This is a genomic window from Agrobacterium sp. CFBP 3001, assembly GCF_027871605.1.
GTDB classification, from domain to species: domain Bacteria; phylum Pseudomonadota; class Alphaproteobacteria; order Rhizobiales; family Rhizobiaceae; genus Agrobacterium; species Agrobacterium leguminum.
In genome coordinates this window covers 60954-73649 of sequence record NZ_JAQAHD010000020.1, presented here as the reverse complement: position 1 = coordinate 73649, position 12696 = coordinate 60954, and the positions used below count along the sequence as shown (strand labels likewise).

Genomic DNA, 12696 nt, shown 5'->3' with positions numbered 1-12696 from the left:
GGTGGACGTTGTGGGCTGGCGGCAAGAGAAGGCAGGCGGAGCCGAGTCATTGTCTTTTTGGCTTGCTGCTGGTCCGAACGGACACAAAGCATGCGCATATTCCACGCCAAGACCTGCCGGTTTCCTGGATGCGTTATCGGAGAGGCTTGGTGCACCGGATAATCTGGACAAGAATGACGCGATCGAAAGTACGACAGCCTGGTGGAAACGAGGTGCGGTCGAGTATTCTTTTGTTCAGGTAGGTTTATCCGCCGTCATCAATATCGGCTCAAGTCGGTGAGGTCGTGGCGTATACCGCAGGTAAATTGTCACGCAACCCGACAGACCGCCCCAAAATGCGAGACGTAAAAGGTTTCAGGTTTTTCGCGAGATAATATCGCTGGAACTGAAGGCGAAGATCGCAATCATCAAGAAGCTAAGCGCGGATGCCACTTGCGCACCCCATGACTGACTTTGAGCGACGAGCATACGTCCCCAGCTAGGTTCAGGCGGCGACACACCGAGTCCGAGAATGTCCAACAGGTATGACAGGTGGTCTATTTCTTTTGATTGCCAGCAAAAGCGGCCGTCAGGCCAAGGCCGATGTAAACGAAGCCGCTAACCCAGCGTTCGGCCTTCAGATAGGCGGGACTGCGCTTCAGCCAGTTGCCGGCCGTGCCGGCAGCAAGTGCGTAGGTGCAATCCGTCAGAACACCAATCAACGTGTAGAGAATTCCGAGAAAGGCGATCTGCATTGCCATATGGCCACGATCGACCTCAACGAACTGCGGCAGGAAAGCCAGAAAGAACAATGCGGTCTTCGGATTGAGGAGATTGACGATGAAGCCCTCACGAAAGATGCGCATGCTGCTTCGCTTCGGCAAACCGCCCTCGACGTCGGGAATGTCCGACGACCCGAGGAGCTTCTTGAGGCCAAGCCAGATCAGGTAGGCCGCGCCCGCATATTTCACCACGCTGAAGGCAAGCGCGGAGGATGCCAAAAGCGCCGAGAGCCCAACAGCGGCGGCGACGACGTGAACAAGTGTGGCGGTATGAATGCCAAGGATTGAAACGAGGCCGGCAGAACGGCCCTGCTCGACCGAGCGCGCAAAGATGTAAAGGACTGCCGGGCCCGGCACAAGAAGCAGCACCAGCGTGGCGCTGACGAACAGGCTGAGATTGGCTGCGCTGGGAATTGCCAAATCCATGATTGTTTTGCCCCCGTTTTCTATTGCACGAACGATAGCATTGAGCTGCCTCCAATGCGAGGTCGTGTTCTGCTTTTACGCTGTCACGTCGCGCCGATTTCTGGTTCAGCGGTCCCTATGAGCCGACATGACCTGACAGACTTTGAATGGCGCGCGATTAAGTCGCTGCTACCCAACAAGCCACGGGGGGTGCCGTGCGTCGATGGCGGCAGGCAAGAACATGACGGACAAGCCGCCGACCATCTGCTCGACCACGATGGACCTGGAACAATCGTGCTGGCGGACAAAGCCTACGATACTGATCGCATCCGGGTATTTCTCCGCGTGAAAATTTCCCGACACTTGAGAACTGTCATCGACGCGTATCGCCCTCGGGATCCGTTCTATGAAGAAGGCGGAGATCACGACGCCCTCGGCGACGAATTCGCTGCCCTATGACCGTTCCCCGTCTCGTGACCTCCGCCGCGAGTTGTGGATTTGGGTGCCTCAGGACGTCGGACCCTACCGCAACCCTTGTGAGTGTTTCACTAGCGCGGTAGGGATTGTTCTCAGAGGCATGACCCCGTCGACATTATCTCTGTTATAGAGAGAGCAATCGTTGCCGGGTAACCGGCTCAGTTCTGCGTGGAAACCAACAGGCAATGAGGCTTCTGCCCATGTCGCTTCCGACTTTGGTCTAATGTTATTCAGGTGCAAAAGTCTCTTAGGCGATTGCTGAAGTCCAAAGGAGGTTTTCTCTTCAGGCCAGGGCTTGACCACTTGCGGTGTCGCGACGATTTGTAAGGCGTTCAAAACCTTGCCGACCGGTTCTCGCGTGCTACCCGTTGCCGGATCCAATCGGTACCTCAGGAGCCAGATGTGTTATTGCGCCGCAAACTGATCGCCGTTTTCCCGTACCTGCTGTTGACCCTCTTCAACACCGCTCTCCCTTATACAATAAAAATTCACGGTATTTCTGCGACATTTGCCGAGCAAGTGGCTGAGGCCAGAAGCGGCAACGGCGGTGGCAACGGGAACGGCGGCGGTGGAGGTAGCGGAGGTGGCGGAAACGGAGGGGGAAGCGGCAACGGAGGAGGCAACGGTAACAGTGGCGGCAACGGCAACGGCAATTCGGGTGGCAAGGCAAACAATAGCGGCCAGTCGTCGAGCACTGGAAGTGCTGCAAAAAGCCAGACTGATGCCGATGACGCAACGAATGAAGCCGGCGGCGCCCTGACCGTTCGCCATAAGGACGGCATCAGTGAAACTGTGCAGCGGGGGCGATACGTGATGAAGGACTCAAAGGGCCGTACAATCGTCAACCGCGATGCAACGGTTGCAGACGAGCAGCGGCTCAGATCCTTCCTTCGTTAACGGCGCCTGTCAATCTCGTCGCGAAACGCCATCGCGGCTTCCGTCCGGTTGCTTACGCCAAGCTTGGTGAAAATCTGTGTCATATGGTGTTTGATCGTCTTTTCGTGGAGGTCCAGTTTGAGACCGATATGTTTGTTGCTTAATCCGGCAGATGCAAGCTCGAGCACTTGGTGCTCCCGATCCGTCAATGCGGTAAAGGGATTGGCCCGGGCACCCGATCCGCTTTCCGAAATCAGGCGTGCGGACAAGGTGGGTGCAACGTAACTGTCGCCTGCCGCGACGCTTCGAATAATGTCGGCAAGTGCACGTGAGCCAACCCCTTTCAGGACGTAGCCCTTCGCTCCATTTCTCAGCGCTGCCATGACGTCATCACCTGCCTCGGAAACCGTCAGCATCACGATCTTCTGACCGGGCACCCGATCAAGTATAAGCGAGATAGCTTCGAGCCCACCGCCCGGCATGGAGATATCGAGCAGCAGGATGTCGGGTTGGTGCTCTACCGCGATACGCAGAGCGTCTTCCTTGCTGCTGCCCTCTCCAACGACATTGAATCCGTCCATTTCCGTCAGGCTTCGGATGACGCCTTCCCTGAAGAGGGGGTGATCGTCCACAACTGCCAGGCTTATTTGTTGCGCCGTCATGCCTGCTCCATTTCCTCGATATTAAGCGACATCCGTACGGTGGTTCCCCGGTCTGAGGAGAAAAGATGGAAGACGCCTCCCAGGCTTTCCACGCGATCCCTGAGACCGGCAAGGCCGAGTTTCTGGGGCGAAACATCACTCATGCTGAAGCCGTGCCCTTTATCCATAACTTCGATGATAATCAGTCCGTCTTGAGATGTTTGCGCAACCTTTTGCCCGATGCCGCCGGCATGGCGATATCCATTGTTCAGCGCCTCCTGTACAAAACGATAGATGCATATCTTTGCCGAGGTGGAAAGGCTCGCAGGCCTCTTGTTCAACGAGAGTTCGACGGAGACGCCTGTGCGCTGCTCATGCGCGAGGACCGCGCGTTTCAGCAGGTCAGCAAGGCTATCCGTTTCTATGTGTGGCAACATCAACCCACTACAAATGCCCCGGATTTCCGTCATTGCGTCGTCGAGACTGGCCTTGATTTTTGTCAAGGACGCGTCGCGTTCTTTGGCGGGAGTTCTAGGGTCGGTGAGTGTCTGGCTGTCAAGTCGTAAAGAGGCATAGGCGACCAATTGTGCGGGGCCGTCGTGCAGGTCAGCACCGATGCGGCGCAAATAGCTCTCGTTGAGGGAGGTTGCCCTTTGGGTGGCGCGCTGAACACGTGCGCGTAACGCTTCGTTCTGTCGCAGCAGTGCGGACAGTTCCCCGATGCGGTCACTGAGTGCCTTGCGCTGGCTGTCGATGGTACGGCTTCCACGCAGGACTATGATCGACAAGAGGGCGAAAAATGTCATCGTAAATGTAGCAACCATTACCCAGCTCAACAGCCGGGCCCGATTAAGGCTCCATTCGAAATCATGGGCCACCTCGAAAAATTCAGAGACGGCGACGACTTTGCCAGACCAGGGCTGTAGGACCGGATTGTAGATTTGCAGAAGTGGCTTGTCACTGTCGCGTTCGGCCTCGCTCTCGACGTCGTCTATCCGATTGAACCTTGCTGCCATTCGGCCGGTAAAGGCCGTTCTGAGGTCATCAGAAAGCGGGAACTGCTTGCCGGAAAGGTTCTTGTCGCTGGAATAGAGAATTGTTCCATCGCTGCGCCAGAGCCGGAATGAAAACAGGCGCTTTCCAAGTGCGCCCTGGCCAAGTGTCTCGTCCAGGGCCCGCGTTATCGAATCGTCCAGAGCCTGGGTGGTTTGCATATCAGGCAGAAGAGGGGCGATCACGCTATCCACATAAAGCGCCGTCGTCGCCGCGGAATTACGCGTCACGGCGTTTTCGATCAGGCTGGAAACGAAGTAACCCACGACAACCATCGCACAGATCGCGACAACACCACCCGCAAAGAGGAACTGCCTTGCGAGGGATTGAGAATTCCAGCGTGCGACCAGTCTTGCCAGAGGCACTTTGTACTCACGGCTTGTCGGCAGAACACGCATGATCAGCACTCATCTCCCCCAACCTTTATAGCTATCCCGCCAAAGCGGAGTGTCAACCGTTGTCTCCCGGAGGAGGCAACGGTTTGTCCCGAAGATGAGCCAGTTCTCCGGTCCATACAATCAGGGACCATTGGGCGCGATCAATCGGACTATGGTCGGAATGCCCAAGGCATAGGTCCGAGCGGAGTAGAAACCTGAAATTTCGGCAATATTGTAGTGCGTAACGATTTGCTGGGACCGCGGCTCTCTAACTGCGGCGGTGCCCAATTTTATGAAGGACCTGCTCATGAACATCCGCTCTGTGATCGGAACCGCAAGCCTTGGTCTTGTCCTCGCCGTTGCCCCGATGGCAGGAGATACCGTCGGCTTCACTTATGCTGCTTTTGCCAAGGACGGAAACGGTGGTGGTAATGGCGGCGGCAACGGTGGTGGGGCCGGCGGTGGCAACGGGGGAGGCCATGGTGGAGGAAAATCCGATGCCGGCGAAAGCCGGGCTTCCTCCAACTCATCTGCGAACAAGGGCTCTTCGGCATCGTTGAAATCGCATCATTCAGACAAGCCCTCAAAAACACACGGCGAGAAATCGAAAACGCAAAGCGCAAAGTCGGGCACTGGCAGCCTGAATTCGATGAAGAGAAATTTTCATGCCTATCTGAATTCCAACGATCCCAAGATGGCGGCGCTTGCAGCTTATGTGAAGGCGTACGCGGAATTCGAAATTCAGTACGGGGTGACGGCCGTGCCCACGGATCCCGCGCTTAGCGAGACTGCGCTGGTTTCGGCGTTGGAACAGTTGGCAAACAGGCCGGTGACCAGCGAGGAGATCGCGGAGGCGAAGAGCATTCTGGGCGCTGGAACAGACACGGGCAAAATCGCGGAGGTTCGCGAGGCTCTCGAAGAGGAAGCCCAGAACTGAAGGTTGCTGCAAGCTTGAGGGCGCTGCATCAGCGGCGAATTTTCAGCAACTGTCGTATGCGAGTTTGACGTCGACCAACGCCATCCCCTTGCCGGAGTAATAACCGGCACTATCGCCGGATCAAGCCGCCCGCCGCGGGCTTGATCCGGCGATATCACATCAGAGAGCGCCGTGGCGCATAGCGCCGGCTAGCTGGATCTTCCAGTCTAGCCTTTGAGGAAAATACCGGCGTTGATTGATCACGATCTGGTCACACCTCCTGCGGAATGGCGATGCGGCAATTTACGATCCGACACGACATCCTTTCCCACCGGCCGCGCAGCGACGGCAGAAGATCTTTCCTCAATCGCCCTTGCAGGCTTATTGCGCGGCCATGCAAATGCGCGAACGTATCCGGCGAACCATTGAAGGTGCTCCTTTGGCGCTCAGCGTGTCCGCCCAACCTTCGAAGGATGAAATGTCAAAGATCACCTACCGGACCAGTCGCCCGTCGAGGCGGTGTCGCAGGATGCCATGGCTGCGACATGTCCAAGGCCTTCTTAGCCATACTTAACTATATTGGTTCCAGCAGTTTTAAGTTTCGTTCACGTAGTGTGAGCAAAACACAGGCGGATACGAACGAATGCTAACCCATCTGCAGTCAAAATGGTTTTGGAGATTTAACCTGCCCATCGTGGTGTCGATGGCCATATGTGGCCTTCTCCTCTTGTCACTCTACTGGGCGTCGGTCGCAAGCGATGCAATCGCGGTGGCAAGACAACGCGATGTCGTTGCCCTCACGGTTTCGAAACTAAAGTCATCAATCGCTCATGATCAGGAAAGTGCCACTGTTTGGGATGATGCGGTCAGGAATTCCATGGTCCGAAACCGCGACTGGATGGACACCAATCTCGGCGTATGGATGAATACCTATTTCGGGCACGATGCAGCAATCGTACTGACAGCGGATCTCAATCCAATCTATCAATTTGTTGTCGATCCCAATGATGCCCGGATCAGCGGTGGTCTATCGGCCGCCTATCTGCCATTGGCAAAGAGGTTGAAGGAGCGGCTTGTTGCAGGCGATGAGGAGGGAACGAGCAGCAAGGTCCTGTCCATTGGCGAAGCGGACATCGTTTACGTTGGCTCACGTCCGGCAATCATCAGCGTTAAACCGATCGTTTCCGACACGGGAGATATCGAGCAGCAGCCGGGACAACAAAATCTGCATGTCGCCGTTCGCTTTCTGGATGGAGATCTCGCGGCAACCGTGGGCCAGGAGTACCAGTTTCGCAATCTGCGCTTCACGCTTCATCATCCGACGGACCCTCGTTTTTCATATCTGACGTTGCAGTCGAGATCCGGATATGTGGTAGGCTATTTCGAGTGGCAACCATTCAAACCCGGACACAAAGTTTTCGCGGCCACCATTCCCGCAATTGCGGTGGCATTTCTTGCTATATTCAGTGCAGCAAGCTTCGGGGGAAATGCATTCTGGAGACGATCGAACCGTCTTCAGGCAAGCCGTGAGCAGTTGCAATACCAGGCGACACATGACGGTCTCACGGGTCTTGCCAATCGTTCCGAATTCCACGCGCGAGTTGCGGTGGCCACGCAAAATGCGAGGGAAGGCGAGGTGCATGCCGTGCTGTTCACCGATCTCGACAGGTTCAAGGAGGTGAACGATTCACTCGGCCATCCCGCAGGGGATAAATTGATCTCCCTTGTTGCTGCGAGACTGACAGGCCTTTTGCCCGACGCGCTCGTTGCGCGGATCGGCGGCGATGAATTCACCGTCTTTGTCAAGCTGAACGAGTTCCCCGAGGCAGAGCAGGTCGCAAAGACCATCGTGGAAGAACTTCGAACGCCTTTCGAAATCGATGGCACACATATCGCCATCGGCGCAAGCGTAGGTCTCGCCCTGAAGCAAGGCGTCTTCGACGCAAACGAAGCTATCCGGCAGGCTGACATTGCGCTGTATCATGCCAAAGCTGCCGGCAGAAATACATACGCGATATTCGGCGACCATATGGATGAGCTGCTTCGCAAGAGGAGGGCTTTGGAGGCTGACCTGCGAAAAGCGGTCAATGACGGCGCGCAGATAGAAACATTCTATCAGCCTGTTTTTTCCGCAGGGGAGGGTGTGCTCTGTTCTTTCGAAGCACTGGCACGTTGGAACCATCCAGAGTTCGGGTACATAAGTCCTGAGCAATTCATTCCGCTGGCGGAGGAGTGCGGCCTGATCCACGAAATCGGTGGCGTTATATTGGAAGATGCCTGTGCGATGATGGCTGAATTTCCCAATGTCGACATCGCGCTCAACGCTTCCGTACTGGAGCTATGTTCGCCTGCCTATCCGCTGACCGTAATAGCGGCGCTCGAAAAATGGCAAATACCGGCTCACCGACTGGAAATCGAGATAACGGAAAGCGTTGCCACGGGTGAGGACGGTCGATCGGAGCGGAATATTGGAGCTCTGCGCGCAGCTGGCGTCAGATTTGCCATCGATGATTTTGGAACGGGATACTCGTCATTCTCGCGGGTTCAGAAAATCGAGGTGGACCGCATCAAGATTGACAAATCTTTCATCGAGGAGATGCACAGAAGCGATAGCAGGGCCCTCGTCCTCGCGATGATCAATATCGCGCGAGCCAAAGGCTTGAAGATCACCGCCGAGGGTGTGGAAACAAACGAGCAGCGCGACATTTTGATGAGTATGGGCTGTCACTATCTCCAGGGCTTCCTGCTTTCACGACCTCTTTCGCCCGATGCGGCTCGCGCGCTGCTTTTAGCCTCCCCCGATACCGCATCGAACCTTCGAGGCTATGCAGGCATTTCCTAGCTTGAGCGGCGCCATCTTCGAAGGGCTCATGATCAGCCGACAACAGAACTTTGGGGCGCCGATGACGGCTTGCCGTGGATTGCAGGTCCTCATCACCCGTCTGAACCGTGAAACGGAAAGGCGCGGATTTATGCTCCATCAAGAAAGGCTATATGTTGTCATCCGTTATTTCTGCTGCTTTGCAGCATCACGGCCGCGTGACTTATTTGATGTCGCTTGGGGGGTGTAATTTGCGTCAATAGTTACGAGGATTTTCGATGCCGACCACTCCCGATCTGGAAGCCGTTGCCCGCCGTGGTGGCAAATTTCAGCGTATGGCAGCGCGTATACCGACATATCTAACCGATTTCCGGGAGAACCCGGCCTGGCTACCCATGTTCATGCTGGCCCGCACGATGCCGTTTCGCAAGGCCCACTGGCTCACAGCCCGTACTGTACCTGGTTCAACGGAAACGACTTCCTCGATGTTCGGTAATCTGAGACCGGAAACCATCGCCGACGAATTGCGTCGAACGGGAATTTTCAACGGCTTGTGCCTGCCACCCGATATTCAACGGGCACTGTCCAGTTTTGGTCGTGAAACGCCTTGCTTCGGAAATTTTGAACGGAAACTTGAATTCCTTCCTGCAGAACATGCAGAGGCTGAACGGCGTTTCGGACGTACGATTCTGAGCGGGCATCATTTCGAAAGAGTGATGGGGTGCAATGCCGCATTGGCTGTCCAGGAGGATCCATTGCTCATCGCGATCGCCAGACACTATCTTGGCGGGGAAGCGAAACTGATTACCACACGGACCTGGTGGAGCTTTCCAACGAAATCAGCATCCGAGGCAGACCTGAGCCGTGCGTCCTTCAAATATCATTTCGATCTTGATGACTGGCGTATGCTGAAGTTCTTTTTTTATCTGTCGGACGTGGACAAGGACAGCGGCCCTCACGTCTATATTCGCGGCAGCCATAATCGCCGTCGTTTGAAACATCAGCTCACGCTTCTTGTTGGTCATCCTGCAGAAGAGATTCTGGAGTACTACGGCTCAGAGAATGTTGTCGAATTGACAGGTAAAGCCGGAACCGGCTTCGTTGAAGATCCTTTCGGATTTCATATGGGAACTCCGGCAAAGACAACCCCGCGCCTGATGATGGAGGTGGGCTTCGGCGTTTCGAAACCGTCAAAGCGGCGGTATCATGGTGAGCCCATCGTTCGTTAATTCATCAACCAGAACCGGCGCATGCGGCTATGAAAGAAGAGGCCTCATACTCGAGGCCTTTACGCCGGTCGGGATGTCCGGATGCGCATTGCATCTGTTCCGCGGAGCGGTAATCGAAATCCTCTCCGACATTGTTGTAAGAGCTGACCGGAAGTCTATTTGCTTACCGGCAGATGCGGCTTCTTTTCTGGCGTGGCAAGTGCCTGAAGACTTTTTGCGAATTCGCTTGGCACAAGATGTTTCATGGTGCGGAATCTGGCATCCATAATCCAAGCCGGGTGATCGAATTTGGTACACATTGAGTAGGACCATTGCAACGACTCGCTACACCGCTTCAGTGCCTTTTAACCGCTTGTCTTTACAATATCATTCGGTTGTACTGGAATTGTGGAGGGCATGATGCCTGCCGAAAATGCGCTGGCGCGCAACCCGAATGTTCGGGATGAAGAACTTAAAGCTGCAATTGACTATCTTCGTGCGAAAATCAGGCGAGCAGCCCATAAGGGCCAACCTGTGCCATTCAACGCCTATCGATCGAAGTTGATATTTGAAAAGGCACTGAATATTCGAACCGGAGAATCCGAATGGGCTTCCGTCCGCTCCGAGAGACGCAATCTTGTCGAGCAACCGATGCTGCAATCTCAGATATTGCAGGGGCATTTTGATGGAAATTCAGCGGATTGATCAACCATGGCTCTTTTGCTGATCGCGCAGTTCATCGCATTTTCTTTATTCCCACTTTATTTCACAACGCTCCCGGCACCAAGCCGGCGTACCCATTTTTACACCTACATCGCGCTCATTCTGCTGATCGGCGGTTTCATGGGGAATGTCTATTCCCTGCCCATCGCCGATGGTGTCGTCGTCTCGGGCGGCAACCTGTGTTACGGCGCCTTCATGATGGCGTCCGTGATGTTCGTATGGGTTGAAAGAGACGCTTTCATTCTCAGGCATCTCGTCCGGCTTGTGGTTTTGGTCGATATCTTCAATATCGTTTTTTCCCTCCTGACGCATTCTATTCTGGAAACGGACGGTGTGATCAATCCACATGCAGTTCCATCAGGGCTGTTCGAAATTTCCACACCGATGATCGCGCTTGGGGGTGTTCTGATTATCTCGGAGCTCCTGCTTCTGCTTTTCATTTTCGAGGCCGTTAAAAAAAAGCAATCCTCACTGTTCGTCACGGCGGCCATCTACATTCTTTCATTCGTGCTCGTTCTCGTGCTTGATGGCATTGCCTTTCCTTTCATCGCATTCGGTATCAACGCGCAGATCGTTGCAATCGTCATCGGTGGACTGGCGGGAAAGATCCTTATCGCATTTGCCTATGGCATGCCGCTGGCCTTGTTTGTGCTGTGGAAGCGGCAGGCATTTATCCATTATCTGGAAACAGATACCGTTCGATGGCGTCTGCTGGCTTCCAGCAGCGCCGACCTGATCAAAGAGATGACCATAAAGGATCAGGATGTGCGGCGTGGGGATATCGTATTCAAGAACTCGACCGAAGGTCTTGCCATCGTCAATCATCTCGGTCAGGTGCTGAAAGCAAATGCGGCTTTTCGGGCGATGCTGGGTATAAATTACGATCACACCGGTCAGCACGATACAGATATCGACAAATCATTCTGGATCGACGGGAGGCCCGTTTCGAGACCACACGGCGCGGCTGGGCAATGGCGACAGGAGGTCATGTTTGGAGCGGACAGGCATCGGCCCGGCATACTTTCCATTACCCCCGCCGGCGAGGACGCGAGCGGCGGCGACACCTTTGTTTATTCATTGACGGACATTACCGACCAAAAGACGGCGCAGGCAAAACTCGAATACCTCGCATCGCATGACCATCTGACCGGCTTACCGAACCGTCGCACTCTAGATAAAAGCCGCGCTCGTTTTCAGAATGTTCCGCATGCATTGATCATAATCGATCTCGATTATTTTGGGGACGTGAATGACAGCTATGGTCATGGTGTCGGTGATCGCGTGCTCCAATTGATTGCGGAGCGGCTCGATAATCTTCGTGAAAACTATCTGGCTTCAGGCGATGTCCTGTGTCGTCTCGGGGGTGATGAGTTCGCCTTTCTCATTCAGTCTGGTGATCACGGCTTTATCGAAGGCATCATCGAAAAAATCCAATCTTGCCTTGGCCAGACTGTTCACATTCGCGATGATCTGGAAGTGCTTTCCTCGGCAACAATTGGCGTGAGCTATCACCTTCGTCCCGGAGATCATGACACCCTTCTTGGGGCCGATGCAGCTCTATACGAGGCGAAACGTTCCAGACGTGGATCCGTCGGTGTTTATGAAGACCGGCTGACCGCACAGAGCCAGAAGCGTGTGAAGCTGGGGCTGAAGCTGAAAAATGCGATCGCCAACAGCGAACTCGATGTCTATTATCAGCCGCAATTCACGGCTGTTGGTCATGAACTGCATGGCGTCGAAGCACTCGTAAGGTGGTCGGATCCGGAGCTCGGTGTTGTTTCCCCTGCGGATTTCATCCCGGTTGTGGAGGAAACTGGTCTCATTGAGACCTTGGGCGAATATGTTCTTGAAAGGGCCTGCCGCGACGGGCAGGAATGGCTTCAGGCTGGCTATCTCCCGGTCACGCTGTCTGTGAATATATCGGCCAGCCAGTTGCGATTTGGTCGCTTCATACCCTTCCTGAAGGGGGTTCTGTCAGAAACTGGATTTCCTGCGCGTCAGCTTGAGATCGAAATAACGGAGTCGACTTACATCCAGCGTGAAAACGAAGTCTCGCCTCTTCTGAACGAGTTGAGGGAAATGGGTGTAGGGATCGCGATCGATGACTTTGGAACAGGATATTCATGCCTGTCCTATCTGGCGGAATTCCCATGTAGCTGTATCAAGATCGATCGCAGCTTTATCACTGATATTCCAACCGACACCAGGCAATGCAGTCTGACGTCCGCCATCATATCGCTTGCGAAGGGTATGTCGTTCAAGGTGGTAGTGGAGGGTGTGGAAACCCGAGAGCAACTGGACTTCCTGACAAAACACGAATGTGATCTGATTCAGGGGTTTTATTTTTCTGGTGCTCTGCCCAAGGCGGAATTGGCCACGCTGCTGAAACCCGCCCATACTTCTATTGTTTGATTTTGCTGCCAAGGGGTGGAGAACTC

Annotated in this window: 9 protein-coding genes and 3 pseudogenes; 9 read left to right on the top strand and 3 right to left on the bottom strand. The window is 54.6% G+C overall.

All coding sequences use genetic code 11. The annotated features are described in order from the left end of the window. Positions 1 to 280 (top strand): annotated as a pseudogene (locus PH605_RS20860) (hypothetical protein); the annotation flags it as partial. 256 nt (positions 281 to 536) lie between these two features. Here PH605_RS20860 and PH605_RS20855 read toward each other — a convergent pair. Beyond that, positions 537 to 1187 (bottom strand): LysE family translocator, encoded by a 651-nt coding sequence (locus tag PH605_RS20855; RefSeq protein WP_080855013.1) that lies wholly within the window; start codon positions 1185 to 1187, stop codon positions 537 to 539. Between the two features lie 117 nt (positions 1188 to 1304). Here PH605_RS20855 and PH605_RS25410 point away from each other — a divergent pair. The 3 genes and pseudogenes from PH605_RS25410 to PH605_RS20845 all read left to right on the top strand — a co-directional run. Next, positions 1305 to 1400 (top strand): annotated as a pseudogene (locus tag PH605_RS25410) (IS5/IS1182 family transposase); the annotation flags it as partial. Next, positions 1401 to 1499: pseudogene (locus PH605_RS25405) on the top strand (IS5/IS1182 family transposase); the annotation flags it as partial. A 546-nt stretch (positions 1500 to 2045) separates the two neighbouring features. After that, positions 2046 to 2540 carry a hypothetical protein gene (locus PH605_RS20845; protein ID WP_161987968.1) on the top strand — a complete coding sequence of 165 codons (495 nt, stop codon included), beginning with the start codon at positions 2046 to 2048 and terminating at the stop codon, positions 2538 to 2540. Here PH605_RS20845 and PH605_RS20840 read toward each other — a convergent pair. After that, a complete protein-coding gene (locus PH605_RS20840; protein ID WP_080821100.1) occupies positions 2537 to 3181 on the bottom strand; it encodes a response regulator in 645 nt (214 codons plus the stop codon). The genes PH605_RS20845 and PH605_RS20840 overlap by 4 nt on opposite strands. Then, entirely contained in the window at positions 3178 to 4611 is a 1434-nt protein-coding gene (locus PH605_RS20835; RefSeq protein ID WP_112967406.1) for a sensor histidine kinase, read from the bottom strand. The genes PH605_RS20840 and PH605_RS20835 overlap by 4 nt, the downstream gene beginning before the upstream one ends. Before the next feature lie 286 nt (positions 4612 to 4897). On the opposite strand from PH605_RS20835, the gene PH605_RS20830 reads away from it, so the two are divergent. The 5 genes from PH605_RS20830 to PH605_RS20810 all read left to right on the top strand — a co-directional run bounded on the left by PH605_RS20830 (position 4898) and on the right by PH605_RS20810 (position 12670). Continuing rightward, positions 4898 to 5527 (top strand): hypothetical protein, encoded by a 630-nt coding sequence (locus PH605_RS20830; RefSeq protein ID WP_161987969.1) that lies wholly within the window; start codon positions 4898 to 4900, stop codon positions 5525 to 5527. 622 nt (positions 5528 to 6149) lie between these two features. Then, positions 6150 to 8348 (top strand): bifunctional diguanylate cyclase/phosphodiesterase, encoded by a 2199-nt coding sequence (locus tag PH605_RS20825; RefSeq protein ID WP_112967408.1) that lies wholly within the window; start codon positions 6150 to 6152, stop codon positions 8346 to 8348. A 257-nt stretch (positions 8349 to 8605) separates the two neighbouring features. Next, positions 8606 to 9556: a phytanoyl-CoA dioxygenase family protein gene (locus tag PH605_RS20820; protein ID WP_112967409.1), complete on the top strand. Its 951-nt coding sequence runs from the start codon at positions 8606 to 8608 to the stop codon at positions 9554 to 9556. Positions 9557 to 9952: 396 nt separating this feature from the next. Continuing rightward, entirely contained in the window at positions 9953 to 10240 is a 288-nt protein-coding gene (locus PH605_RS20815; RefSeq protein WP_080821105.1) for a hypothetical protein, read from the top strand. Between the two features lie 6 nt (positions 10241 to 10246). Beyond that, positions 10247 to 12670 carry a putative bifunctional diguanylate cyclase/phosphodiesterase gene (locus tag PH605_RS20810; protein WP_112967410.1) on the top strand — a complete coding sequence of 808 codons (2424 nt, stop codon included), beginning with the start codon at positions 10247 to 10249 and terminating at the stop codon, positions 12668 to 12670. Positions 12671 to 12696: the final 26 nt, after the last annotated feature.